Genomic DNA, 25,411 nt, shown 5'->3' on the forward strand with positions numbered 1-25,411 from the left:
GCCTCGGCTACACCACCTGGCAGTACCTCAAGGCCCAGGCGCCGGCGTCCGTCGCCCCCGACGGCGAGGTCACTCTGACCGTGCGGCTGCACAACACCGGCACGAGGGCGGGCCGGGAAGTCGTCCAGGTCTACGCCTCCGCTCCGCACAGCTCAGTTCCCCGCCCCTCCCGATGGCTGGCGGGCTTCGCCACCGCCGAGGCCCGGCCCGGAGAGGAGACCAGCGTCGAGGTGACCCTTCCCGCCGCTGTCTTCCGGCACTGGGACACCGCACGCCACGCCTGGGCCGTCGAGCCAGGCACATACCGCCTCGAGATCGGCCGCTCGTGGGAAAAGACCCCCCTGACAACCGAGATCACAGTGCCGGCGGTGGACTGACTGCCCCGTTGAGACGGGGCGCTGCCGCAACCAACCTGACAGGACGCGGCAGCGCCCTTTCCATCACAACCATGGGAGCTCATCTGCCGGTAAGCCGTACGATCCGGACGCGCTCGCCGGTTCGGCCTGCGCACGGCAGAGGTCCGGATGCGCGCCATCGGCGCGGTCGTCACCGCCCCCGCCCCGGCCGTGTCGCGCGGAGTCCGGTGGACGCGCTCGCCCACCGGTGGCCGGGCGGAAGTCACCTACTCATGGGGTATGCCCGGCGCGGCGGAGAACCGGGCGCAGGGTCTCGATGACGCTGGGGTCGTCCACGGTGGAGGGGATGGGTTCGTCGTGGCCGTCGGCGATGCCGCGCATGGTCTTGCGGAGGATCTTTCCGGAGCGGGTCTTGGGCAGGGCGGTGACGACCGTGACGTCCTTGAGGGAGGCGACGGCGCCGATGCGCTCGCGTACGAGTTGGACGAGTTCGGCCTCGACCTCGCTCGGTTCGCGGTTGCTGCCTGCTTTCAGGACGACGAAGCCGCGTGGGATCTGTCCCTTGAGTTGGTCGGCGACGCCGATGACGGCGCATTCGGCGACGTCGGGGTGGGCGGCCAGGGCCTCTTCCATGCTGCCGGTGGACAGTCGGTGGCCGGCGACGTTGATGACGTCGTCGGTGCGGCCCATGACGAAGACGTAGCCGTCGTCGTCGATGTGGCCGCTGTCGCCGGTGAGGTAGTAGCCGTCGTAGGCGGAGAGGTAGGAGGCGATGTAGCGGTCGTCGTCGTTCCAGAGCGTGGGGAGTGCGCCGGGCGGCAGGGGGAGCTTCACGACGATCGCGCCGTCGACGCCCGCGGGCGTCGGCTCGCCCGAAGCGTCGAGCACGCGGACGTCCCAGCCCGGCAGCGGGCGGGTCGGGGAGCCGGGCTTGAGGGGAGCCGCTTGGATGCCCACGGGGTTGGCGACGATGGGCCAGCCGGTCTCGGTCTGCCACCAGTGGTCGATCACCGGGACGCCCAGCAGGGCGCTCGCCCAGTGATAGGTCTCGGGGTCGAGGCGCTCGCCGGCGAGGAAGAGGTAGCGCAGGTGGGAGAGGTCGTAGTCGGCGGTGAGCGCCCCCTTCGGGTCCTCCTTCCTGATGGCCCGGAAGGCGGTGGGCGCCGTGAACATGGTCTTGGCCCGGTATGTGGCGGCGATGCGCCAGAACTGGCCCGCGTCCGGGGTGCCGACCGGCTTGCCCTCGTACAGGACCGTCGTGGCGCCGGCCAGCAGGGGTGCGTAGACGATGTAGGAGTGCCCGACGACCCAGCCGATGTCGGAGCCGGTGAACATCGTCTCGCCCGGGCCCACGTCGTAGACGGCTCCCATCGACCAGTGCAGGGCGACCGCGTAGCCGCCGCAGTCACGCACGACTCCCTTGGGCTTTCCGGTCGTTCCCGACGTGCAGAGGATGTAGAGCGGATCGGTGGCGGCGACGGGAACGCAGTCGGCCGGCGGCGCGGTAGCGACCAGGTCGGCCCAGTCGAGATCGTCCGGCCCCAGCGCGGACGGCGCCTGCGGGCGTTGCAGGATCACGCGCTTTTCCGGCTTGTGGACGGCGAGTTCGATGGCCCGGTCGAGCAGGGGCTTGTAGGCGATGACGCGCTTGCCCTCGATGCCGCAGGAGGCGGAGACGACCACTTTGGGGGCGGCGTCGTCGATGCGGAGGGCGAGTTCGTGCGGGGCGAACCCGCCGAAGACGACCGAGTGGACCGCGCCGATGCGCGCGCAGGCCAGCATCGCGACGGCGGCCTCGGGAACCATCGGCATGTAGATCACCACGCGGTCGCCGTGCCCCACGCCGAGCTGAGCGAGGGCTCCGGCGAAGGCCGCCACCTCGTCCCTCAGCTGCGCGTAGGTGTAGGTGCGCCGGGTGTCGGTCACGGGCGAGTCGTAGACGAGCGCGGCCTGGTCGCCGCGGCCGGCTTCGACATGCCGGTCGACCGCGTTGAAACAGACGTTGAGCCGTCCCTCGGGAAACCAGCGGTAGAAGGGCGCGCCCGAGGAGTCCAGGGCGTGTCGTGGAGCGACATCCCAGTCGATGCCCTCTGCCGCCTTCAGCCAGAAACCTTCCGGGTCTTCGGTGCTGGCGCGGAAGGCATCCTCGTATGTTCCCATCGCGCACTCCTTTGTGGCATCGAGGGACGGTGGTGGACTGCGGGCGGAGCGGTGTCCGACACAAGTACCGTATGCCGGCCGGCATGGTCGAGCAGGATGCAGGACATCGCCTCGCGCAAGGGACCGGTCGCGCAGGAGGGGCGCGCTTCGGCGGGACGGGAACGTGGGCCCCGCCAACGAGGTTGTCACGGAAGCGGGAGCGGAAGGCGCGCCGAGACGCCTACAGCGGCGGCTCTACGCGACCGTAGGCGCCGTTGGATCGCCGCCGGGTCGTCGCCCCTCCGGTGACTGCGCTGGACGGAGGGTCTGTGGCCGGTCCGGTCTCAGTCGTGGTCGGGCCCCATGGAGACCACGACCTTGCCGGCCTTGGTGCGGCCTTGCTCGACGTGCGCCATCGCCTCGAGCGTCTGGTCGAACGGGAAGGTGCTGTCGATGATCGGGCGGAGCTTCCCGCTGTCGTAGAGGGCGCCGAGTTTGCGCAGCTGGGAGCCGTTGGCCTGCATGAAGAAGAACTGGTAGCGCACGCCGAGCGCCTTCGCCTGCTTGCGGATCTTGCGGCTGAGGGTGTTCATGACCAGGCCCAGGAAGGAGGGGGCGCCGAGCTGCTTGGCGAAGCCGGCGTCCGGCGGGCCGACGACGCTGATGGCCAGGCCGCCGGGCTTCAGCACGGTCAGCGACTTCTCGAGGTTCGCTCCGCCCAGGGAGTCCAGCACCAGGTCGTAGCCGGACAGCACTTTGGAGAAGTCTTCCTTGGTGTAGTCGACGACGATGTCGGCGCCGAGGCTCCTGACCAGCTTCTCGGTGTCGGTGTTCGTGGTCGTCGCCACTGTGGCGCCCAGGTGCTTGGCGAGTTGGATGACTGTCGAGCCGAGGCCGCCGGCACCGGCGTGGATGAGCACCTTGTGTCCCGGCTTCACGTGGGCACGGTCGACGAGAATCTGCCAGGCGGCCAGGGCCACCAGCGGCACTGCGGCTGCCTCGTGGAGGGTGAGGGAGGCCGGTTTGGGGGCGACATCGTCCATGTCGATCGCGATGAACTCCGCGAAGCTGCCGATCCGCAGGTCGCGTGGACGGGCGTAGACCTCGTCGCCGACTTCGAGGCCGTGTACGGCGGAGCCGACCCGCGTCACGACGCCGGCCACGTCGTGGCCGAGCACGAACGGACGCTTGTACTTCAGGAGCTGCTTGAACTCCCCGTTGCGGACCATTTTGTCCAGCGGGTTGATACTGGCGGCGCTCACTCTGACCAGGACGTCGCGGTCCCCGACGGTGGGCTCGGGTACCTCTGCGGCGCGCGCGCCGTCCTTGCCGTACTTCTCGACGACGAATGCCTTCACGCCGGCCGCCTTTCCAGTGGGTTTTCCGGTGGTTGATGTGATTCTTCGCGCAGGTCGCCCTGCGCGCCCGTTTCTCGCGTGCGGCCGGGTTGATGTGCTGGCCAAGACGCTACTCCCTGAGTATGGAAAAGTAAACTCAGGCAGGTGGGGATCACCCATGGACACGAGGCCCCACGCTCTTCAGGACGCCGGCATGGACCCCCGTCGCGACCGGGACATGTCGGGCTGCTCGTGCCCGGACCCTCGAGGTCGTGGGTGAGAAGTGGACGATCCTGATCCTGCGAAGTCCGGTACGGCTCGTCCCGCTTCGGCGACCTCGAACGCGTCGTCTGGCCCGGGCCTGGGGGAGGCGGACCTTGGTGCGATTGCCGCAGCGGGACGTGGGGCGCCGGGGGCGGTTGTGGGTGGGGGAGCGGTCCGGGAAGCGCAGGGCGTACATGTCCGCGCCGCAGACGGGTAAGCGCCGGATCTCGCTGGACAGGGGCAGATCGACGGCGTCCTGGGCGGTCAGTGCCGGCGCGGCTGCGGGATCGGTGGCGATGCTCGTGGGGCAGCAGGCCCCAGGCGTTCGTCCGTGCTGGTCATGTGCAGGGTGGGCCGGAGGATCTCGGCTGCTCGGTTGAGTGTTGTGAGGCCGCTGGATGCGGGCAGCCGGCCGTCGGCGGCCGCGAGTACGGCCCGGCCGATCGCCTCGCACAGTCGTCGCTCCGACGCCAGGACGGCGGCAGCGGCGGGGCTCCGCAAAATGGGTGCGGACGCATGGAGACCCGCCCTTGCGACGGGCCCGAACGCCCCTTGACCACGTGACTCTACGTGCTGACGTTCACCCAGGCCCTGCAGCAGGAACTCGCCGAGAGCCCCATCACCGTGCAGGCCGTGCTGCCAGGCGCTGTCCGCACGGAACTCTGGGACGGCTCCGGCGTCGACCTCGAGGCGCTTCCCGACGAGTCGATCATGAGTGTGGACGACGCCGTAGACGCGGCGCTCGCCGGCCTCGACGCCGGGGAGCCCGTCACCATCCCGTCCCTGCCCCAGGTCAGCGACTGGGAGTCGTTCGAGAAGGCACGTCAGGCGCTCGTTCCGAATCTGTCGCAGCGGGTCCCGGCCGACCGCTACCGCGGCTGACCGCCGATCGCTCCCGCCGCTGACCGCTGCCGCTGGCCGCTGACGCTCCCGCGACGGACCGTCGCTCCGACTCCGGTGCGGGAGTCCCATTCCTGACGACGGTACGGCCGGTGCTTCACGCGGCCGATGCGTCCTCCGGCACGGGAGAGGGCCGACGCGCTCGGCTTCCTCCCCTCGCCCGGTCAAACAGCCGGGCTCGGCACTGCAATGGCGGCGGTCATGCGCTCTGGAGGCTCCTCCGCACCGTCGACTGCCTCCCCACGCAATCTGCCTTCCATGGTGGAAGGTCACCGGCCCATCCGGCTGGCCACCGCGTACGCGGTACTCGCGGCATCCGCCACCACCCCCAGCCCTCTCCCGCCCTTCCCTTGATTTGAGGAATCACCATGCTGAATGCCCTGTGGAACCCGATCGTCACCGGGGAGATCGCCCTGCCGCACCGGCTGGCCATGGCCCCCCTGACGCGGAGCCGGTCCACCCCGGGCGGCGTGCCGACCGAGCTGAACGCCGAGTACTACGCCCAGCGCGCCTCGCACGCCCTCATCATCACCGAGGGCACCCAGCCCTCCGCCGACGGACAGGGCTACCTGCTCACCCCCGGCATCTACTCCGAGGAGCACATCGCCGGGTGGCGTAAGGTCACCGACGCCGTACACAAGGCCGACGGGCGCCTCGTCATCCAGCTCATGCACGCCGGCCGTATGTCCCACCCCGACAACACCCCCCACCACCGGCAGCCGGTGGCCCCCTCCGCGGTCCAGCCGGACGGCGCCATGTTCACCCCGGCCGGCCTCCAGGAGATTCCGGTACCGCGCGAACTGTCCACCGAGGAAGTCGCCACCACGGTCGACGACTTCCGCCGCGCCGCAGCGGCCGCCGTCGCGGCAGGCGCCGACGGCGTCGAGATCCACGGCGCCAACGGCTACCTGGTACACCAGTTCCTGTCCGACAACACCAACCAGCGCACCGACCGCTACGGCGGCTCCCTCGACAACCGCGTCCGCTTCGCCGTCGAGGTCGCCACCGCCGTGGCCGACGAGATCGGCGCCGGCCGCACCGGCATCCGCATCTCCCCCGGCAACCCCTTCAACGACATAGCCGAGAGCGACACCCACGAGCTGTACCCCGCCCTCGTGCGTGCTCTCGCCCCGCTCAACCTCGCCTACCTGCACATCGCCCACGGCGGCGACGATGAACTCCTGCACACCTTCCGCAAGTTGTGGCCGACCACACTGCTCCTCAACCGGGCCGGCACCGACATCCCCACCCGAGCCAAGGACATCGAAGACGGCCTCGCGGACGTCATCACCGTGGGTTCGATGGCTCTCGCCAACCCCGACCTCGTCGAGCGCGTACGCGCCAACGCCCCCCTCAACACCCCAGACCCCAACACCTTCTACGGCGGCGGCGCGGCCGGCTACACCGACTACCCCCTCCACACCGCCTGAGCAGAGCACCCGGCGCCCGAGGGAAACGTCCCCTCGGGCGCCCGGGCATGGCTGCGACACACACCAGCCTCACCATCGACGAGTCGCCCAGGGGGCAGCGGGCCGCCGCCGAGCGGAGTGCGGAACATCGATGCACTTCCTGTTGTCTCGGCTGACCCACCGACCGAGGGCTCTGCCTGCGGAGTCACACCTGAGGGGCGGGCACCGGGAAGAGCATGCAGCTGCTGGTGGCGTGGGCGAGCAGTCGGTCCTTCGTATCGACCAACTGCGCCTGGGCGAGAGCGGTTTGGCGGCCCTTGTTGACGACCGTGCCGATGGCGCGCACCGGGCCCGTGTCCACGGTGATCCGTCGCAAGAACTTCACGGTCAGATCGAGCGAGGTGTACGCCATGCCCTGCGGGAGGGTGGACTGGACGGCGCAGCCCGCCGCCGAGTCGAGCAAGGTGGCGAAGATGCCGCCGTGCACGCTGCCGATCGGGTTGTAGTGCTCCTCTCCCGGTGTCAGAGAGAAGACCGCCCTGCCGGGTTCCACCTCATCCAGGGTGAAGTCGACGGTGTAGTTGATCGGCGGCCCCGGCATTCGCCCCGCCTGCAGCTCGCGCAGGAAGTCGATGCCGGCCATGCGCCCGGCGGCCTCCGCCAGGATCGCGGGATCTTCCCAGTGATACGTACGCGTTCGTCCCACGGTCCGGCGCCCTTCGCTCTGACTTCCCGCTGACTTTTTCAAGTGAAGCTAGGCTCCTGTTCACCTGACTGTCAATGGCGAAGTCAGGCCCGTACGATGGCGGGATGGAGTGGCTTGAGGCGAGCACGGAGAACTGCCCCGTCCAGCGCACGCTCGACGTGATCGGGGAGAAGTGGACGCTGCTGATCCTGCGTGACGCCGTCAACGGCGTCCGCCGCTTCGACGACTTCCACCGCCACATCGGCCTGTCCGAGGCTGTCCTCAGCGACCGCCTCCGCAAGCTGACCTCGGCCGGCATCCTCAAGACCGTCCCCTACCAGGAGCCGGGCAGCCGCTCCCGCAACGAGTACCGCCTGACCCGCAAGGGCTGGGACCTGTGGCCCGTCCTGATGGCGCTGAGTCAGTGGGGCGAGGCATACGCCCTCGGCCCCGAAGGCCCCGTGCTGGACGTCCGGCACACCGACTGTGACGCTCCCGTCCGCGTCGTCGTCGAGTGCTCCACCGAACACTCCACCCTCACCCCCAGGGACGTCACCGCCCGGCTGAGAACAGGCGCCCGCCTCCGGTCGTGAGCCATCGCCTTCGCGGTCGTGGGTCAGACAGCGGTGACACATCAGCCGAATGCCGTTCACTCCGCCGCCCCTGGTGGCACCAGGAGCCATCGCCTGCTCCGCAGGCGCACGCGTCGGATCTCGGCGCACACGAGCAGGTCGACGGCTTCCCCGAAGCTCCCCGTCGTCCTTGCCACAGAGATCAACGGGCGACGAGGGGGCCGACCGTCGTCGCTGTCGTATCTTTGGATTACGTTCGCAATATCATAGACTGGGAAGTCGGTGAAGGGTAACCAGTCCTTCCGGTCGGCGAGGGAGCGTGTGCTGTGGTGCGGTACGGAAAAGAGCACAAGTTGGAGACGAGGCGGCGGATCATCGAGACGGCGGGCCGCCGGTTCAAGCGAGACGGTATCGACGGCTCGGGGGTCTCGACGCTCATGAAGGACGCGGGGCTGACCAATGGGGCCTTCTACGCTCACTTCGAATCCAAGGACGACCTCGTCACCACGGCAATCGCCGAGCAGTTGAAGGCGCAGGCCGAGAATGTCGTCGCGCGGGCTGCGCCCGGCCGTGCCGGACTCGAGCAGATTGTGCGGGGGTACCTGTCGCCCCAGCACCGCGACACCCTTGGTGACGGCTGCCCCAACGCCGCTCTGCTCGACGAGATCGGGCGCTGCACCGACACAACCCGGCAGGCGTACACCGACGGCGTGCTGGTCCTCATCGACGGCATTGCCGCCCGCATGGCGCCCGAGGCCCCGTCCTCCGCACGCGTGAAGGCGCTCAGCCTCCTCGGGCTGATGGCCGGGACACTGCAGCTTTCCCGCGCCTTGACCGACACTCGACTCGCCCATGAGCTCCTCGAACAGGGGATAAGCAACGCCCTCGCCCTGCTGGACGCCGGGCAGCGCGTCTGACGCACCACATCCCTGGCCCAGGCTGTGGCTCTCGGGGGCAACAGCCGATGCCGTTGGCGCAGAGGCCGTTGACGTAGAGCGCCCACCCGTGCGCTCTACGCCGACGCCGGCCACGCCTTCCTCTTCCGGTACGCCAAGCCCTTCGCCCAGCAGGTGGCCGACTTCTTCACTGCCTGACCGTGCCGACCGCGCCGACCGTGCCGCCGCACTTCCGGCGGGAACCGATTCGCTGGCGGGGCCTCGCCCTGGTGGTGTGCGACGCAGCTCTTGCCAAGCGCATTAAAGTATGGTCATAATTCAATGGTCGGCGTGATGCTGAAGGACTCGAGCGAACAGGGTTCCGACTCCTACGGACCTTCTGCCGTCGACCGAACTGACTGCAGCCGCAGTCCGCAAACCCCCATGCAGAAGGGCACGGCCGTGAACGACGCACAAGGAGTACGAGGCGACGTGGTGACGTCGTACAAGGAGGCACCCACCCGCACCCTCACCGCCGGGGGAGTGACCTTCTCCTACCGCGACCTCGGCCCGAAGACCGGTGTTCCGGTGGTCTTCATCACCCACCTTGCGGCGGTCCTCGACAACTGGGACCCCCGGGTCGTCGACGGCATCGCCGCCAGGCATCGCGTCATCACCTTCGACAACAGAGGCGTCGGCGCTACCAGCGGCTCGACGCCAAAGACCATCAAGGAGATGGCGAAGGATGCCGTCACCTTCATCCGGGGACTCGGGCTGGAGCAGGTCGACATTCACGGCTTCTCGATGGGCGGCATGATCGCCCAGGTGGTCGCGCAGGACGAACCGCAGCTCGTCCGCAAGCTGATCCTCACGGGCACCGGCCCCGCGGGCGGTGAGGGCATCAAGAACGTGAGCCGACTGTCCCATCTCGACACCGTCCGGGCTCTGTTCACGCTCCAGGACCCGAAGCAGTTCCTCTTCTTCACCCGCACCGTGAACGGGCGCCGAGCCGGAAAGCAGTTCCTGGCCCGTCTCAAGGAGCGCACCCATGACCGCGACAAGGCGATCTCCCTCACGTCCTACTTCGCCCAGCTCAAGGCCATCCACCGCTGGGGGCTCGCACAGCCCCAGGACCTCTCCGTCATCCACCAGCCCGTGCTCGTCGCGAACGGCGACAACGACAGGATGGTGCCGACGAAGAACTCGTTCGAACTGGCCCGGCGACTGCCGAACGCCGACGTGGTCGTCTATCCAGACGCCGGCCACGGAGGCATCTTCCAGTTCCACGAGCAGTTCGTGGCGGAAGCCCTCGACTTCCTCGAGCGGTAGTGGGTGTCAGGGGCGGGCGGCACGTGCGCTGGGGACGTCGGAGGCCTCTCCGGCCCGGTGGCCGACGCCCGTCAACCGGTCATTGGTCGAGGAAGGAGAGGCCGCATCACGAGTCCGCGAGTGGCCGCGAGTGTCCATGCTCGGACGCGCGGAACGGCCATCGCGTTCGGGCTCGGCTCAATGCCCTCGCGCATCGCCCGGCGGAGGTCGATCACCACACTGTTGCGGCTCGGTCGTTCCCGTCAGTGCATGAACGCGTGGGCGTTCTCGATTCCCTGCTCGAGGACCTCGTCGGCGAACTTGTGGTCGCGAGGGCGCGGGACAGTCGTAGCGTCCCCATACGCATGGTGAAGAGCCCGATGGCCTTGCCGCGAGCGGACTGTGGATCCGCAGGCGCCAGACGGACGGCGCTCTCTTCCACGATGGCCGTCGCACCCTCGGTGTGCGCCTGCATGGTGAACATCGACCCGATGAAAGACTCTGCGGGACGGTCTGGGCGCTTCTCGGCGCGGCCAGGTCGGGTGACCGATCGCGGCATCGATGGCTGGGTATCTAAAAGTAAACTCAAACCCGGTTAGAATCGCTTCCATGGATGCGTTGAGCGAAGTTCTTCAAGACACCGGCACGAACCCCCGACTCGACCGGGACACGTCCAACTGCTCGATCGCGCGGACTCTTGAGATCGTGGGCGAGAAGTGGACGATCCTGATCCTGCGTGAGGTGTGGTACGGCTCGTCCCGGTTCGGTGACTTCGAACGTGTCCTGGGCTGTCCTCGTAACCTTCTGGCGACGCGGCTTCGGATGCTGGTGGAGGAAGGGATCCTGGCGACCGAGACGTACAAGGAGCCCGGTTCACGGAGTCGGCCGAAGTATGTGATCACCCCTAAGGGCATGGATCTGGTGCCGGCCGTGATGGGGCTGCTCCAGTGGGGTGACCGTTACCGCGCCGACCCCGAGGGGCCGGCGGTATTGGCGCGACACCGCGAGTGCGGCGCGCACGTCGACGTCCAGATTCGCTGCGAACGAGGCCACCCGGTGCAAGCGAAGGACATCGAGAGCGTCCCCGGCCCAGCCTTTCGCCTGAGGGCGTCCGAGTGAGCTGAAGACTCCTTCGTCAGCTTTCCGTAATACGGCCGCTCTGTCGTGTACGCGCCTGATGGAGGCGGACCTCGGTGCGGTTTCCGCAGCGGGGGCCGTGGTGCAGGCGGTCCTCGGTGATGCCGAGTTGCAGGGCGGGTCTGGGGGCCGCCGCTGCCGATCGGTTGAGCATCCTCACGTCGCCGGATGTGGGCAGTCGGCTGTCGGTGACCGCCAGTACGGCCCGGTCCACCGTCTCGCGCAGCCGTCGGGCGGACATGAGAACGGCTGCCGTGGCGGGGGCCACGGTCCCCGGTGCGAGCAGACGGGTCTCCGGGAGCCAGCCGATCAGGTCGTCCGGTCCAGAGTGTCTCCTCTGGAGTGGCTCTCCACCAGCTTCGGAGGGTGCTGGCGAAGTCCAGGCAGACCCGAGCGTGGCGTCGCCCGCCTCAAGTCCTGGCGGATCTTCCGTCACGCCCGCTGCAGCCCGAACCGCATGAGGTCAATCGCCAAAGCCGTACTCACCTTGGAGCGGCACCGCTGAAGCAGCTCAGGGTAGAACCTAGTTGGCATCAGCGCAGGTCACGAACCTTGCCCAGTGCCAACTAGCGATCCCGGTCACACGTGACCCGGGCGGGCTCGGCCTTCCGCCGAGCCCGCCCCGCCGGCTCCCTACCGGAGCCGGACTCGTGTCACGCCGTCAGCGCTGTCGTGTCAGCAGACCCGGCCGGTAGGGCCAGTGGCCGTACTCGCCGCCGGAGTTGGGGTTGCGTCCCTGGTAGAGGAACTGCAGGTTGCAGGGATCGACGGTGAAGGTCTGATCGGCGCTGGTGCGGATCAGTTCGCCATGGCTGATGTCGTTGGTCCAGGTGGCGCCGCTGTTGGCCTTGCCGGCGAAGGGGTTGCTCTCGGTCGCGGCCTGGGGTGTCCATGAGCCGTTCAGGCTGGTTGCCGTGAACGAGCGGAAGTAGCGGCCCTGCGAGCCCCTCGCCTCGACGATCATGAGGTAGCGGTTCTGGCCCTGGAGCTTGTAGACCTGCGGGGCTTCGAACAGGTTGTCCGCCGTATCGCTCATGATCGTGGTGTAGGTCGAGCCGAAACTGCTCGGGAAGTTCCCGATCGGCATGCTGGCCCGGTAGATCTTGCCGTTGTCACCGGCGAAGAACAGGTACATGTTCTGGCCGTCAGCGATGAGCGTCTGGTCGATGGGGCCGGTGCCGGAGCCGGTGATACTTCCGGAGAAGAGCACCTGCTGTGCTGACCAGCCATTGGGGTTGGTGGGGTCGCTCGACGTCCGGTAGGAGAAGGCGCTCCCACCGCCCCACTGGTAGGCGAGCACCCAGATGTTCTTCGGCGCGAAGTAGAAGAGCGTGGGCGCGACGGTGGAGGCCGACATCGTGTTCTGGCTGGCCGAGGCCATCTCCGGCCAGTTGGTGAACAGACCGAAGTTCATCGAACCCCAGCCCGCTCCCGTTCCCGCGGCGCCGTGCGTCGTCGCATAGACGAGATGCCTGCCGTTGTAGGGGGCGACGGTGAAGTCCTTGAGCGAGGCCCACCCAGCCTTGGGCTGCGCCAGCGCGCCCGTCGATGTCCAGCGGTATGTCGACGGAAGATCGCACGTGCCGGGGTTGCCGCCGCCGACCTTGACGAGCTGCCACTGCTGGTTGGTGCCACCCCAGTCGTCGTACTGGACGATGTTCGCATTGTCGGCGGTGGAGCCGCCTTGTACTTCGAGGGCCTTGTTGCTGTGGCGCGCGATGAACCTCACGTAGCCGTCCGAGCTGTCGGCCAGCCGCCACTGCTGGTTGGTGCTGTTCAGGTCGGTCCACTGGACGATCGCGCCGCCGTTGGCGGTGGACCCGTTGTGGACGTTCAGCACCTTGCCGGAGTGGCGGGACTTGATGCGGTAGTAACCGCCGCCGGAGTCGACGAACTGCCACAGCTGCTGGTTCTGGTCGTTCCTGGTCCACTGGGTGATGCGGGCGCCGTCATTGGTCGCCAGGTTGTAGACGTCCAGGGCCTTGCCGCTGTTGCGGTTGACCAGCACATACGAGGCGTTGGGGTCTACGGTCGCCGCGGCGGCGGGCTGGGCGCCGAGGAAGGTAGCCACGAGCAGCAAGGGCGCGAGGACGGCGAGTAAGCGTCTTGGACGGACCGGGGACGGGTGGCGAAACCACATCAGAGGGCCTCCTTTGGGGGACGGGGGTGAGGTGACCCCGATGAACCGCAGAGCGGATGTGCCGGGCGGAGGGAACCTCGAAATGTTTCGAAGAATTCCCCGATGCTTCGACGCCACAAGCTAGGAATGCGGGGCTCTCTGGTCAATAGCTGTCGCCGATCTGTCCACAAACAGCGTCTCCCCTTGGGCTGACAAGCTGTCGCGCCGACCGGAACAACTCCGGAGTTTGCGGATACGGCTCGCCAGTCAAAGGCGTCCGCTCGGAGGAGAGAAGCGGAGCAAGCAGCGTCCGCACACTCGTCGCGGCCCCGGCCTGCGGCATCCGCCGATGGTGGCGCCGGGGTTTCGCCGCCGGTTCGCCGGGATTTCCGAATGTTTCGAATGAGGAACCGAAACTTCTTCTGCGGAGAGCATTGACGATCCATCGTCAATACTTCAATCTTCCCTGTCTGAGAGCCTGACCGTAGTTCGAGATACCGAACCACGTCGGCCCTGAGTAATCCGTGCTGCACGGCATATCCACGCACAGCTGCAACGACAGATCCGCGCACCAGAGCACCTGCGCCACCCCGTCACGTTCCGGTGAGCTTCGCACCAGCGCATCCTGGCTCTTCGCGCAGTTGGAGAGGTACGCGACGCCGCGTGGCGGTTCCCCGGCCGAGCCGCGTTGGAGTGCCCCCATGCCTGTGTCGAAACACCGCCGCCGCCCGCCGTACGTCACCCGACGGCCGGCCGGGTGGCGTCCGTGCCGGTTGAGACCGTCCCGGTCCCACGACGGCGGTGTCCGGTAATTCCGTGCTGCCCGGGTTCCGGCCCGCCCCGTCCGTCTGCCGAGTGGGAGCGGACGACGCATTCCCCCGCGCTTCAGTCCTTCCGTGATTTCTACCTTGGAGGCACAGCCATGGGCTCGTATGCCCTTCCCAGATCCGTTATCCGCCGGAAGATCCGCGGTCTGCTGTTGGCGCTGGTCGTGGGCGTCCTCGGTACGGTCGCCGCGCTGGTCGCGCCGGTGACCGCACACGCCGCCGAGAGCACGCTCGGCGCCGCGGCGGCGCAGAGCGGCCGCTACTTCGGCACCGCCATCGCCTCGGGCAGGCTGGGCGACTCGGCGTACACGACGATCGCGGGCCGTGAGTTCAACTCGGTGACGGCCGAGAACGAGATGAAGATCGACGCCACCGAACCGCAGCGGGGCCAGTTCAACTTCACCGCCGGTGACCGCGTCTACAACTGGGCGGTGCAGAACGGCAAGCAGGTGCGCGGCCACACCCTGGCCTGGCACTCCCAGCAGCCCGCCTGGATGCAGAGCCTCAACGGCAGCAACCTGCGCCAGGCGATGATCGGCCACATCAACGGCGTGATGGCCCACTACAAGGGCAAGATCGTCCAGTGGGACGTCGTAAACGAGGCCTTCGAGGACGGCAATTCGGGAGCCCGGCGCGACTCCAACCTGCAACGCACCGGCAACGACTGGATCGAGGTCGCCTTCCGCACCGCGCGCGCCGCCGACCCGGCCGCCAAGCTCTGCTACAACGACTACAACGTCGAGAACTGGACCTGGGCCAAGACCCAGGCCATGTACCGCATGGTCCGAGACTTCAAGCAGCGCGGCGTGCCGATCGACTGCGTCGGCTTCCAGTCGCACTTCAACAGCGGCAGCCCCTACAACAGCAACTTCCGCACCACCCTGCAGAACTTCGCCGCCCTCGGCGTCGACGTGGCCATCACCGAACTCGACATCCAGGGCGCCCCGGCCACGACCTACGCCCACGTGACCAACGACTGCCTGGCCGTCCCGCGCTGCCTCGGCATCACCGTCTGGGGAGTGCGCGACACCGACTCCTGGCGACCGGGGGACACGCCGCTGCTGTTCAACGGCAACGGCAGCAAAAAGCCCGCCTACACCGCCGTCCTCAACGCACTCAACGGCGGCTCCACTACGCCCCCTGCGGATTCCGGACCGATCAAGGGCGTCGGTTCGGGCCGCTGCCTGGACGTGCCCAACACCAGTACCACCGACGGCACCCAGCTCCAGCTGTGGGACTGCAACAACGGCACCAACCAGCAGTGGACGTACACCGCCGCCGGCGAGCTCAGGGTCTACGGCAACAAGTGCCTGGACGCCGCCGGCACCGGTAACGGCACCAAAGTCCAGATCTACAGCTGCTGGGGCGGCGACAACCAGAAATGGCGCCTCAACTCCGACGGATCCATCGTCGGCGTCCAGTCCGGCCTCTGCCTCGACGCCGTCGCAAGCGGCACCGCCAACGGCACCCTGATCCAGCTCTATTCCTGCTCGAACGGCAGCAACCAACGCTGGACCCGCACCTGATGGGACCTGCCACAGACGAAAGGGTGGATCGATGAAGACCTACGGTGCGGCTTCCCCCGCCCCTCCAGGAAGACATCGCTGGTGGTCCCGGGTCGCAGCCGTGGTGGCGGCGACCCTCGCGATCGGCATGCTCGCCGCGGTGAATCCGGCGCCCGCCGAGGCGGCGACGGTGGACACCAATGCCTGGTACGTCCTGGTCAATCGCAACAGCGGCAAGGCGCTGGACGTCTCTGGCACGTCCACCGCCGACGGCGCGCGGGTCAGCCAGTGGACGCGCAGCGACGGAGCCAACCAGCAGTGGCAGTTCGTTGACTCTGGCGGCGGCTTCTACCGCCTCAAGGCCCGGCATTCGGGCAAGGTTCTCGACGTGGCCGGCGCCTCGACCGCAGACGGTGCCGCGATCCAGCAGTGGGCCGACCACAACGGGGCCAACCAGCAGTTCCGCCTGGCCGACTCGGACGCGGGCCACGTCCGGCTGGTCAACCGCACCAGCAGCAAGGCGGTGGAGGTGCAGGGCGCCTCCACCGCCGACGGCGGCAACGTCGTCCAGTACTCCGACTGGGGCGGCGCCAACCAGCAATGGCAGATGATCAAGCTGTCGTCCGGTGGCGGTGGCGGTGGCGGCGGCGGATGCGGCAGCGCTCCGACTCTGGCGAGCGGTACGCACACGATTCAGAGCGGTGGCAAGAGCCGCAGCTTCATCCTCAGGGTTCCCGCCAACTACGACAACAGCCACCGTTACCGGCTGATCTTCGCGTTCCACTGGCGGGGCGGAACCGCCGGCGATGTCGCCTCGGGCGGCACGAGCGGGAGCGCCTGGTCCTACTACGGCCAGCAGGAACAGTCGAACAACGGCGCGATCCTCGTCGCCCCCCAGGGCCTCGGCAACGGCTGGGCCAATTCGGGCGGTGAGGACATCACCTTCGTCGACGACATGATCCGGCGGATCGAGGGCGGCCTCTGTGTCAACCCGGCCCAGCGCTTCGCCACGGGATTCAGCTGGGGCGGCGGTATGAGCTACGCACTCGCGTGCAGCCGGGCGAACGTCTTCAGGGCCGTCGCGGTCATCTCCGGCGCTCAGATCAGCGGGTGCAGCGGCGGCAACCAGCCCATCGCCTACTTCGGGATCCACGGCATCAGCGACTCCGTCCTCAACATCGGGCAAGGACGGTCCCTGCGCGACACATTCGTCCGCAACAACGGCTGCACCCCCCAGAGCCCGCGCGAGCCCGCGCCGGGCAGCCGAACGCACATCACCACCACCTACTCCGGCTGCCGTGCCGGATACCCGGTCCAATGGGCCGCGTTCGACGGAGGCCACATACCCGGTCCGGTCGACGGCTCCTCCGGCGAAAGCGGCGTCGCCACCTGGACCAAAGCAGAGATCTGGAGGTTCTTCGCACAGTTCCAGTGACATGCCGGCACCGCGGAGTGGAGCCAGGATGATCCTGGCTCCACTCCGTCGACGTCCATCCCGGATTGAAGGACGGGAGAGGCCTTCTCAGGAGAGCTCCCACGCCGGCGTTAACCGCCGTTAGGCCCGCACCACCAGTCGTCCTTGACGAGGGGCGGGGTCCATACATGTACGCGCAGGGGCGGGCCCAGCTCGGCCAGGCTGGCGGCGCCAGTGGCGGAGCCCGGCTGTATACGCCTTGCGCGCCTTTGACCAGCGGCAACGCCTCACTGCGACGGATGGTGGGTTGATGACCCGGGACTGCTCCGGATCTTGGTCTCGGGAGCGCGTGCGGGGTCGTGATCACGGGATGGGGCGGAGACGGTAGCGGTGGGAACGTTTCGGTGGGCCGCCTCGTTGCCGACGAGCCCGTTCTCGTCGCTATCCCTGGGAGTATCGTGCCCGAAACCACACCCGCCACCCCCACAGTTCTCCCCGCACTTCCGGCTCTGAGCACGCAGGCCGAGCGACTGATCGAGCTGGGCGTGCACGAGCTTGCCGGACTGCCCGCCGGTGAGGTTCGTGCCTTCGCCGAGGCCGCTGCGGCACTCGCGGGTGACGACGGCGCTCTGCTCGCGGTTCACCCGGATCTTGTCCCTGCCTCAGCCCTCGCGCCGCTGCTCCGCCGGGACGGCAAGCCGGGTTTCGTGGTCACCGACATGCCCGACGTCGACCGCTTCGCCCCCTGCGCCATTCAGTTGCCTGATGCCCGGCTCTACCTCGTCACCGGCCTTGACCGCGGTGACCACATGGCCAACTGGAGTCCGGAGGAGGCATTGCCGGCCCTCACCAAGGAGGATCGCGCTCCGCTGTTGCTCACCGAGGGCATTCACTGGGTGCTTCAGCAGCCGGCGGTCCTCGAGCGCAACCACTGCTTCATGACCATCGGCTCCCGGCTACGCAAGGCAAGCGGCACTCTGGACGCGCGCACGCCGGCGATCTGGATCAGCAACGGCACCGGGCGGGACGGCCGCGAGCGCCGCGACGCACCCAAGGTCGGCTGGTGCTGGTGGGGCAACCGGCACACATGGCTGGGCTTCGCCTCCGCGACGGGCCGCAGGGGACAGGACCTCTAATGACGTTGGGGTCAGCCGCGACCTCCAGGGGCCGCGGCTGACGTCAGGTCACGAAGTGAACGGTGTGGACCCGTCCTCCGCGACGATGCTCCACAGATGGTCGGCGGTGCCGTTGTCGTCCCATTGCAGGGCCTGTGCCCCGGACGACTTGGACATTCCGTCGATGCCCAGCACCAGCCCGCTGTTCTTGTTGACGAGCTTGGCGTAGCCGCCCCCGGCGTCCACCACCGACCACAGATGGTCGGCCGTGAGCGTGTCACCCCACTGCAACGCCGTCGCACCGGCGGTCGTGGAGGCGCCACTGATGCCGAGCACCCGCCCGCTGTGGGTGTTGAAGATCTTGTAGTAGCCGTTCTCGGCCGGGGCGATCTTCCACCAGTGGTTGGCGGTGCTGTCGGCGGTCTGCTGCTGTACGGCGCCTCCGGGGGCGATCGAGGAGCCGGCGACACCGAGCTCCAGGTTGCTGTTCTTGTTGGTGATCTTCACCCGTGGTGTCTCCGGGTACCAGGACTCCAGTTCGGTGACGCCGACGAACTTGCCCGCCTGCGGGGTGAAGACGACCCGGAACTGCGAGGTCGTGATCGTCTGGAAGGTGACCTCGTTGGGGTTGTTGGCGACCGGCGCCGCAGGGCTCTTCGTCTGGCTCGGGACGTTCACCCACGCGCCGTCCTTGAGGTACTGGACGGTGTAGCTCGCCGGGACGCGGATGTTCGCGCCGTCGTCGTAGGTGTAGAACTTCACCTCGTTGATCTTGCGCGGCGCGCCGAAGTCGACGCCGAGGTGGTCGGTGGCGTTGGGTGAGCCGGAGTTGGTCCACCGGTCGTCGGGGATCTTGTCGTAGCGGATCCAGCCGTCCGTCGCCCGCAGCGGGGCGTCGAAGGTGGTCGGCTTGCAGGTCTGGCCGCTGTGGCAGTGCGGGCCGTTGGAGACGGTGTTGGTGTAGGAGGCGAAGGCCTTCGGGTAGGGCTGGGTGATGGCGCGGCCCAGCCAGTCCTGCTCGGCGGTGAGCGGGTTGGCCGCCACGTTCATCATCCGCGCGGGCTGCGCCGGGGTGACGGGGGCGGCCACGTTCACGGTGGTGTTGCCGGCGGTCGAGGACTGGTGGATGCGCTGGCCGTCCTGGAAGACCTGCAGGCCGCTGCCCTTGCCGTAGTGCGAGCCGTCCCGGTCCCAGCGGATCGAGAGGGTGTGCCCGTGGTAGGGCACGTTCTCCACCGCGAAGTAGTCCCAGCCGGACGGGATCAGCGGCTTCAGTACCAGTGTGTTGCCCGCCTGCGGCTTGATGCCCAGCAGACCGGTGAGCACCAGGTCGTTGAAGCTGGAGTGGTTGTAGTGCTCGCTGAAGTTGAACCCGTCGTAGATCCACTCGCCGGTGTCACCGTTGGCGGCCTCGGCGACGTAGGGCTTGCCGTCCTTGTGCTGGAGGTCGGCGAACTGGGCCAGCATCGTCTGGTAGTCGGCCTTGGTGACGAAGTTCTGCGCGGGGTAGTCCTGGAGCAGGTTGGCGAGGCCGGTCAGGATCTGGCTGGTCTGGTAGGGCCAGCTCGGGCCGTTCCAGTGGCAGCAGTTGGCGTCGTCGCGCTTCTGCTCGGCGGGGATCGCCTCGTAGTTGAAGTACGGGTTCGCGGTGATCCGGTCGAGCTCGGCGAAGCCCGTTCCCTTGGCGAACTTCATTGGGCACTCATGCGGTGGTTCGATATGTTCGAAATATCGAACGTTGTTCGAAATTCTGCGAGACGGTAATGACAGGACTCACGGAAAGTCAATGGGCCGGACAGGGGCGGTTCAAGCGCTGTAAGCAGACATGGCCGAGGGCGACGCAGCAGGTGTGGCGACGGCGTGCCCGTTCACCGACGGCGTGCCCGTTCACCGATGGCGTGCCCGTTCACCTCGCTGCCCTTGCGGTCAGGGCGTGCGGTGTTCGGTCGGTAGAGGTATGACTGACATGAGCCCGGCGGTGGCGAGGGGGCCAGAGCGCACCCGTGTGCTGACGCAAGAAATGGAACTCCGGTATGCGTGAGCAAAAGACCCGGACGGGGAGCGGCGGGCAGGACCACGTTACTGCCGCGCCGGGTGGGCTGCTGGATGTGCTGCGAGTGGCGGCCCTCGTCCTGGGGAGCGATGGCCGAATCGTGCTCTGGAGTCCCGAAGCCGAGTCATTGCTCGGGTTCTCCGCCGCGGAAGCGCTGGGCCAGGACGCGGGTGCACTGCTGGTGGCCCCGGAGAACCGGTCACGGGCACACGAACTGTTCGACCGCGTGCGCACGGGCGCGCGCTGGGCGGGGATCTTCCCGCTGCGGCACAAGGACGGCTCCTCGCGCCGGGTGGAGTTCCGCACCATGCAGCTGCGCGATGCCCGTGGCGACGTCCATGCCCTCGGTCTGGGCACCGACGCCGAGACCGTGGAGAACGTGGAGCGGGACCTGGCCCTGTCCCACATCCTGGTCAGCCAGTCGCCGGTGGGCATCGCGGTCTTCGACACGGACCTGCGGTGGATGCGTGTCAATCCGTCACTGGAACGCATCAACGGTGTCCCCGCGGAAGCGGTCCTGGGCCGGCGCGTCCGCGAGGTGCTGCCGGCTCTCGACGTGGAGGCCATCGAGTCGCGAATGCGCCAGGTCCTCCGGACCGGTGAGCCACTGCTGGATCAGCAGACGGTCGGCCGGACGGCCGCCGACAGCGAAGAGCACGCGTACTCGGAGTCGTACCACCGGATCGAGGACGCCAATGGGCGTGTGCTGGGCCTGGCGATGGCGATCCTCGACATCTCCGAGCGGCAGCGGGCAGCGGCCGAGATCGCGAAGGCACGCGAGCGCCTGGCGGTGATCGCTGACGCCGGCGTCCGTATCGGCACCACGCTCGACCTGCGCCGGACGGCACATGAACTCGTGGATGTGGCCGTTCCCGAGCTCGCCGACCTCGCGGCCGTCGACGTACTCGACTCGGTGGTCAACCCTGGCGGCACGGCAGCACCACGGGCGGACCGTTCCCTCGACTTTTGGGCGCTCGCCCTCAAAGCAAGCCATCCCACCGATGCGATCGAGGCCACGGACCCGGTCGGGGAGCCTGCCCTGTACAGCTCGTCGCGGATTGTCACCCAGTGCGTACGCGAGGCACGGCCGATCCTGCTGAAAAACGTGGACGACACGGCGATACGGCGTATCGCCAGGGACGACTCAGTAGCCGAGACGCTGCGGCACGCCGGTGTCCACTCCTATCTGGCCGCTCCCCTGGTGGCCCGGGGCGAGGTACTGGGCACGCTCAGCCTGTGCCGCACGGTCAGCCCCCGGCCGTTCGACGACCAGGACCTCACCCTCGCCACCGAGCTGGCCGCGCGCGCCGCCATCTGCATCGACAACGCGCGGCTGTACGAGCGCGAACGCGACATCGCTCTCACCCTCCAGCGCAGCCTGCTGTCCCAGAAGCCGCCACCGCATCACGGCGGCATCGAGGTCGCCTCCCGCTATCTGCCCGCCGTCAGCGAGGTGGGTGGGGACTGGTTCGATGTGCTCCCGCTCAAGGACGACAAAGTCGGACTCGTCGTCGGCGACGTGATGGGGAAGGGCGTGCACGCCGCGGCGATCATGGGCCAGCTCCGCACGGCCACTCGCGCCCTGGCCCGGCTCGACCTGCCTCCGGCCGAGCTGCTGCACCACCTCGACGGCCTCGCCACGTCCCTCGGTGACTCCGACATGCTGGCCACCTGCCTCTACGTCGTCTGCGACCCCCGGCACGGCCGATGCGAACTCTCCCGCGCGGGCCACCTGCCGCCGGCCCTGGTCGACCCGGACGGAAAAGCCGAACTCCTCGACACCGCCGGCGGAGTGCCACTGGGAGTGGGCGGCGTGCCGTTCACCGTCGAGGAGCGGGAACTCGCCGAAGGGGCAGTGCTCGCGTTGTTCACGGACGGCCTGGTGGAAAGCCGCACAACACCCGTCGAAGCAGGACTGCAGCGCCTGCTCCGCCTGCTGGACGGCACCCGCCTCCCCCTGGAGGAGACGTGTGACATGCTCCTCGGCGCCCTGGACCATGAGCCTGAGGACGATGTGGCGCTGCTCCTCGCCCGGCACGGGAGCAGTCCAGGCCGCCGGGATCCGGGCCAACGGAAGAGGCCATAGACCGTCTGCCACGGACCGTACTCGGGTGGCAAATCCCGCCACGGAGCGCCAGTTCGCGCGCGCCAACGGATCCCGTCGATCAACCGCCGCCGATCAACCGTCGGCCTGCCCAACACCGCGACCGGTAACTACGGCCCCAGCACCGCCCACTGGTCATCTGAAAGATCCCCTCGCCCCACACCGAGATCATCGCGGCACCAGGCGAGGCACGGACCCCAGTTGGTTGGTTCCATGCCCGCGATCGCTGAGAGGCCCGGCGCGCCGGCGAAAGTACCTGGTGGAGGCACCACGGCCACTGGCCGTTGTGTTACGCCACGAAAGCAGCGGTCCCCACGCGGTAGGTCGCTGAAGCTGCCCCGGCGAGCGGGAGGCGGATTGTTGGAGACAGGCTGTTCAACCAAGGTCAGGGATGTGTCCGCCACCCGTCACAGGGCTCCGCGTCGGCGATGAAGCCGGCCACGCAACGTCGTCAATCGCGAGCCACGGCGCGACGGCCACCGCCATGGGAGTAAGCCCGGCGAACGACTTGACCTCGCGGTGAAGGTGGGACTGGTCGACGTAGCCACTCTCAGCGGCGACGCCGGCGGCGGCGTGACCCGCCGCGAGAAGGCGGGCAGCGTGGTCGAACCGCATCAGTCGGGCGGCGCGTTTGGGCGTGATACCGAGCTGAGCCCGGAAGCGAGCCGACAGACGCTTCCGGCTCCAGCCGACCTCGTCCGCAAGGCCGTCAACCCGCGCCCGCCCCCGGCTGGTGCGCATCTGCCGCCAGGCGAAGGCGATCTCTGGGGCGACTGTTGGTCGGCTGCCCAGCCGTCGGCCGAGGAGGTCCGCCGCAATCGTGAACCGTTCGCCCCATGACGCGGCGGCGCGCAGCCTGTCCTCGGTTCGTCCGGCGTCACGGCCCCAGACATCCTCGAGGGATACCACGGCCCCGGTGAGCTCGGTCGCCGTGCCGAGCACTGCAGCCGCTGCGGCCGGATCCAGCCGGATTTGGAGGCACTCGCCCACCCGGCCGCCTGCCCGGAGCTCGCCGGGGAGGAGCCCGACGACGACACTGCCGTGGACATCCCGGCCATGGGTTCGGTGGACGAGGCCTTCGCCCTCGCTCAGGTCGATGAACAAGGTGACGGAGGGATGCGCGACCATCGCAATGTCCACGGATGCCGGGGCACGGTGGCGGAACCCGGCCATGCTGACCCCCGGCAGCCGATCTGACGAGCGGGGGACGGCGATGTCCACAAGCGACCAGTCGAGTGGTGCCCCTGTCGACAGCATATGACCAGCCTAGACCTCATCAAGGGCGGGATGTCAGCGGTCTGTTGCCGCAAAATCGAGGAGCAGCTTGCTGGTCGCCTCGGGCGCTTCGAGCATAGGCAGGTGCCCGACCCCGGGCAATTGTTCGACCCGCGCGTTCGGCACCGCGTCGTACTGGTGCACCGACGACGGCTCCCAACGGGGGTCGGCAGCGCCGAAAAGCGCCAGTACGGGCACGTCGAGGGCGGCGAGACGCTCGGGCACACTCCGCTCGGCGATGTACTCCGTGTTCCGGCGCAGCACCGTCCTGAACGTGCGGTACGTGGTGCCCCGCATCTCGGCGACAACGTCGTCCGGGACATCCACTGGACGAGCAGCCGTCGCCCCGATCCCCTTGCGGATCATCGCGTCTGAACGCCTCGACCACAGGAGAGGCCCGAACGGCGGGCCCAGCAGGACGCGAAGGACGAGCGGCTGCGGGAGGAGCGCGTCGGAGCTTGGGCCGGTGCTGATCAACGCGATCGACCTCACCAGGTCGGGGCGCTGTTCGGCAAGCGCGGTGGCCACATAGCCGCCACTGGAGTGTCCGACCACAGTGACGGGACCGAGGCCGAGGAGGTCCAGGTGCGCCGCTACCTGGACCGCCTGCTCGGGCACGTCGTAGGACGCCGCGGGCGGTGACTGGCCGCAGCCCGGGAGATCGACCCGGAGGACGTGATGATGACCGGCGAGTGCCGGGACCATCGGGCTCCAGGAGCCGCCCGAGGCGCCCGATCCGTGGATGAGCAGCAGCGGTAGCGCCTGTCGAGGGCCATCGTGGACCACATGTATTCCATGTACGTGCTCAACGTCGTACTCATTCATGCGAGTGATGATGCGTGGGGTGTCGACCATCGGTCTTGTACAAATGTCGTCGTGGAGTTGACGACTGCATTCGGTCATCACGGCACCAGGCGAGGCACGGACCCCAGTTCTAAAACACGCCCTAGGTGTGCTGTCCGGACAGGTTGGTGACGCGGCTGGCTGGGGGTTGGCTGCCGATTCCGGTGTGGGGCCGATGGTAGTTGTACCAGTCCAGCCAGTCGGGGAATGCGGCCTGTCGTTCGGCGTCTGAGGTGTAGGGCCGGTGGTAGGCCCATTCGTCGAGCAGGGTGCGATGGAAGCGTTCGACCTTGCCGTTGGTCTGGGGCCGCCAGGGACGTGTCCAGCGCGGGCTGATGTCCAGGTCGCGGCAGGTGTCACGCCAGGTGTTCTTGGTGTAGGCCCAGGCGTTGTCGGTCAGCACCCGCTCGACCCTCACGCCTCGGGCGGCGAACCAGGCGGCTGCTCGTTGCAGGAAGGCCGCGCAGGTGGCGGCCTTCTCGTCGGGCAGGTCCTCGGTGTAGGCCAGGCGGGAGTGGTCGTCCAGGGCGGTGTGCAGGTAGGCGTATCCAGTGCCGTTGCGGCGGTCCTGCTCGGCCCGGCCGGCTGCCCGGCCGAGGACCTTGTGGCCTCCGCCGTCGGGGATGCGGCCGAGCTTCTTGACGTCGATGTGGATCAGTTCGCCTGGCTGGGAGCGTTCGTAGCGGCGCACGGGTTCGCCGGTGGTCCGGTCGGTTGCGGCCAGTGCGGGCAGGCCGTGACGGCGCAGGATGCGGTGGGCGGTGGAGGCGGCGATGTTGCAGCGGGCGGCCAGCCGCACCGGTCCGATGCGGTGTTCGCGGCGCAGGCGCACGACCTGCTCCTCGATGGCGGCCGTGGCGCGGCGTGGCTGGTGGTGCGGGCGGCTGGAGCGGTCCTGCATCCCGGCGGCTCCCAGCTGGCGGTAGCGGTCTGCCCAGCGGGCGGCGGTGGTGTGGCTGACCTGGAAACGTTCCGCGGCCCGCCGCAGCGGCCATCCGTCGTCGACGACACACCGGGCCAGACGCAGCCTGTCGGTCGGAGTCAGCGGGGCATTACGGTGGAACAACGAGGGCCTCCTGGCTGTCGGTTGTAGATGTCGCAATCCACACCGAACCCAGAGGCCCTCGCCTCGTTCAAGGACCGCTCAAGGCGTGTCGCCTGTCACCAACGTCCC

The 25,411-nt window shown here is 68.3% G+C and carries 20 protein-coding genes and 2 pseudogenes; 12 read left to right on the forward strand and 10 right to left on the reverse strand.

Annotated elements, in window-relative coordinates; all coding sequences use genetic code 11:
- The first annotated feature begins 80 nt into the window (after nt 1-80).
- Nucleotides 81-377: a fibronectin type III-like domain-contianing protein gene (locus JIX56_RS44310; RefSeq protein ID WP_257551472.1), complete on the forward strand. Its 297-nt coding sequence runs from the start codon at nt 81-83 to the stop codon at nt 375-377.
- A gap of 249 nt (nt 378-626) precedes the next feature.
- On the opposite strand, the gene JIX56_RS44315 is transcribed toward JIX56_RS44310, so the two are convergent.
- Together JIX56_RS44315 and JIX56_RS44320 are read right to left on the reverse strand one after the other, a co-directional pair.
- Nucleotides 627-2,516: a propionyl-CoA synthetase gene (locus JIX56_RS44315; RefSeq protein WP_257549651.1), complete on the reverse strand. Its 1,890-nt coding sequence runs from the start codon at nt 2,514-2,516 to the stop codon at nt 627-629.
- Between the two features lie 323 nt (nt 2,517-2,839).
- A complete protein-coding gene (locus JIX56_RS44320) occupies nt 2,840-3,853 on the reverse strand; it encodes an NADP-dependent oxidoreductase (protein ID WP_257549652.1) in 1,014 nt (337 codons plus the stop codon).
- Nucleotides 3,854-4,666: 813 nt separating this feature from the next.
- Between JIX56_RS44320 and JIX56_RS44325 the strand changes: the two genes are divergently transcribed.
- Nucleotides 4,667-4,978 (forward strand): hypothetical protein, encoded by a 312-nt coding sequence (locus JIX56_RS44325; protein ID WP_257549653.1) that lies wholly within the window; start codon nt 4,667-4,669, stop codon nt 4,976-4,978.
- Nucleotides 4,979-5,364: 386 nt separating this feature from the next.
- Nucleotides 5,365-6,426, forward strand: coding sequence for an alkene reductase (locus JIX56_RS44330; protein WP_257549654.1), 1,062 nt, complete (start codon nt 5,365-5,367; stop codon nt 6,424-6,426).
- 184 nt (nt 6,427-6,610) lie between these two features.
- Here JIX56_RS44330 and JIX56_RS44335 read toward each other — a convergent pair whose 3' ends face one another.
- A complete protein-coding gene (locus JIX56_RS44335) occupies nt 6,611-7,111 on the reverse strand; it encodes a PaaI family thioesterase (RefSeq protein WP_257549655.1) in 501 nt (166 codons plus the stop codon).
- A 104-nt stretch (nt 7,112-7,215) separates the two neighbouring features.
- Here JIX56_RS44335 and JIX56_RS44340 point away from each other — a divergent pair, with 104 nt between their 5' ends.
- The 4 genes from JIX56_RS44340 to JIX56_RS44355 all read left to right on the forward strand — a co-directional run bounded on the left by JIX56_RS44340 (nt 7,216) and on the right by JIX56_RS44355 (nt 10,964).
- Nucleotides 7,216-7,683: a winged helix-turn-helix transcriptional regulator gene (locus JIX56_RS44340; protein ID WP_257549656.1), complete on the forward strand. Its 468-nt coding sequence runs from the start codon at nt 7,216-7,218 to the stop codon at nt 7,681-7,683.
- A 305-nt stretch (nt 7,684-7,988) separates the two neighbouring features.
- The gene (locus JIX56_RS44345) at nt 7,989-8,579 is read left to right on the forward strand and encodes a TetR/AcrR family transcriptional regulator (RefSeq protein ID WP_257549658.1); all 591 of its coding nucleotides are present in this window, start codon (nt 7,989-7,991) and stop codon (nt 8,577-8,579) included.
- 420 nt (nt 8,580-8,999) lie between these two features.
- On the forward strand, nt 9,000-9,866 hold the full coding sequence (locus tag JIX56_RS44350) for an alpha/beta fold hydrolase (protein WP_257549660.1): 867 nt from the start codon (nt 9,000-9,002) through the stop codon (nt 9,864-9,866).
- A gap of 588 nt (nt 9,867-10,454) precedes the next feature.
- Entirely contained in the window at nt 10,455-10,964 is a 510-nt protein-coding gene (locus JIX56_RS44355) for a winged helix-turn-helix transcriptional regulator (protein WP_257549662.1), read from the forward strand.
- 16 nt (nt 10,965-10,980) lie between these two features.
- Here the strand turns inward: JIX56_RS44355 and JIX56_RS44360 are convergent, their stop codons facing one another.
- The gene (locus JIX56_RS44360; RefSeq protein WP_257549664.1) at nt 10,981-11,418 is read right to left on the reverse strand and encodes an ABATE domain-containing protein; all 438 of its coding nucleotides are present in this window, start codon (nt 11,416-11,418) and stop codon (nt 10,981-10,983) included.
- Between JIX56_RS44360 and JIX56_RS44365 the strand changes: the two are divergent.
- Nucleotides 11,374-11,487, forward strand: a pseudogene (locus JIX56_RS44365) (IS5/IS1182 family transposase); the annotation flags it as partial. The gene JIX56_RS44360 and the pseudogene JIX56_RS44365 overlap by 45 nt on opposite strands.
- A gap of 156 nt (nt 11,488-11,643) precedes the next feature.
- Here JIX56_RS44365 and JIX56_RS44370 read toward each other — a convergent pair.
- The gene (locus JIX56_RS44370) at nt 11,644-13,122 is read right to left on the reverse strand and encodes a non-reducing end alpha-L-arabinofuranosidase family hydrolase (RefSeq protein ID WP_257549666.1); all 1,479 of its coding nucleotides are present in this window, start codon (nt 13,120-13,122) and stop codon (nt 11,644-11,646) included.
- A gap of 901 nt (nt 13,123-14,023) precedes the next feature.
- Here JIX56_RS44370 and JIX56_RS44375 point away from each other — a divergent pair.
- The 3 genes from JIX56_RS44375 to JIX56_RS44385 all read left to right on the forward strand — a co-directional run bounded on the left by JIX56_RS44375 (nt 14,024) and on the right by JIX56_RS44385 (nt 17,983).
- The gene (locus JIX56_RS44375; RefSeq protein WP_257549668.1) at nt 14,024-15,454 is read left to right on the forward strand and encodes an endo-1,4-beta-xylanase; all 1,431 of its coding nucleotides are present in this window, start codon (nt 14,024-14,026) and stop codon (nt 15,452-15,454) included.
- 100 nt (nt 15,455-15,554) lie between these two features.
- Entirely contained in the window at nt 15,555-16,868 is a 1,314-nt protein-coding gene (locus JIX56_RS44380) for an RICIN domain-containing protein (RefSeq protein WP_257551474.1), read from the forward strand.
- 437 nt (nt 16,869-17,305) lie between these two features.
- Entirely contained in the window at nt 17,306-17,983 is a 678-nt protein-coding gene (locus JIX56_RS44385) for a DUF5701 family protein (RefSeq protein ID WP_257549669.1), read from the forward strand.
- A 48-nt stretch (nt 17,984-18,031) separates the two neighbouring features.
- On the opposite strand, the gene JIX56_RS44390 is transcribed toward JIX56_RS44385, so the two are convergent.
- The gene (locus JIX56_RS44390; RefSeq protein WP_257549671.1) at nt 18,032-19,657 is read right to left on the reverse strand and encodes an RICIN domain-containing protein; all 1,626 of its coding nucleotides are present in this window, start codon (nt 19,655-19,657) and stop codon (nt 18,032-18,034) included.
- Between the two features lie 338 nt (nt 19,658-19,995).
- On the opposite strand from JIX56_RS44390, the gene JIX56_RS44395 reads away from it, so the two are divergent.
- The gene (locus JIX56_RS44395; protein WP_257549673.1) at nt 19,996-22,101 is read left to right on the forward strand and encodes a SpoIIE family protein phosphatase; all 2,106 of its coding nucleotides are present in this window, start codon (nt 19,996-19,998) and stop codon (nt 22,099-22,101) included.
- On the opposite strand, the pseudogene JIX56_RS44400 reads toward JIX56_RS44395, so the two are convergent.
- From JIX56_RS44400 to JIX56_RS44415, 4 genes and pseudogenes are all read right to left on the reverse strand, one after another.
- Nucleotides 22,086-22,184 (reverse strand): annotated as a pseudogene (locus JIX56_RS44400) (transposase); the annotation flags it as partial. The gene JIX56_RS44395 and the pseudogene JIX56_RS44400 overlap by 16 nt on opposite strands.
- 310 nt (nt 22,185-22,494) lie before the next feature.
- Entirely contained in the window at nt 22,495-23,376 is an 882-nt protein-coding gene (locus JIX56_RS44405; RefSeq protein ID WP_257549675.1) for a helix-turn-helix domain-containing protein, read from the reverse strand.
- 33 nt (nt 23,377-23,409) lie between these two features.
- Nucleotides 23,410-24,219: an alpha/beta fold hydrolase gene (locus JIX56_RS44410; RefSeq protein WP_257551476.1), complete on the reverse strand. Its 810-nt coding sequence runs from the start codon at nt 24,217-24,219 to the stop codon at nt 23,410-23,412.
- A 121-nt stretch (nt 24,220-24,340) separates the two neighbouring features.
- On the reverse strand, nt 24,341-25,303 hold the full coding sequence (locus JIX56_RS44415; protein ID WP_257549677.1) for an IS481 family transposase: 963 nt from the start codon (nt 25,301-25,303) through the stop codon (nt 24,341-24,343).
- Nucleotides 25,304-25,411 lie beyond the last annotated feature (108 nt).

This window comes from Streptomyces sp. CA-210063 (assembly GCF_024612015.1).
Classification (GTDB): Bacteria; Actinomycetota; Actinomycetes; order Streptomycetales; family Streptomycetaceae; genus Streptomyces.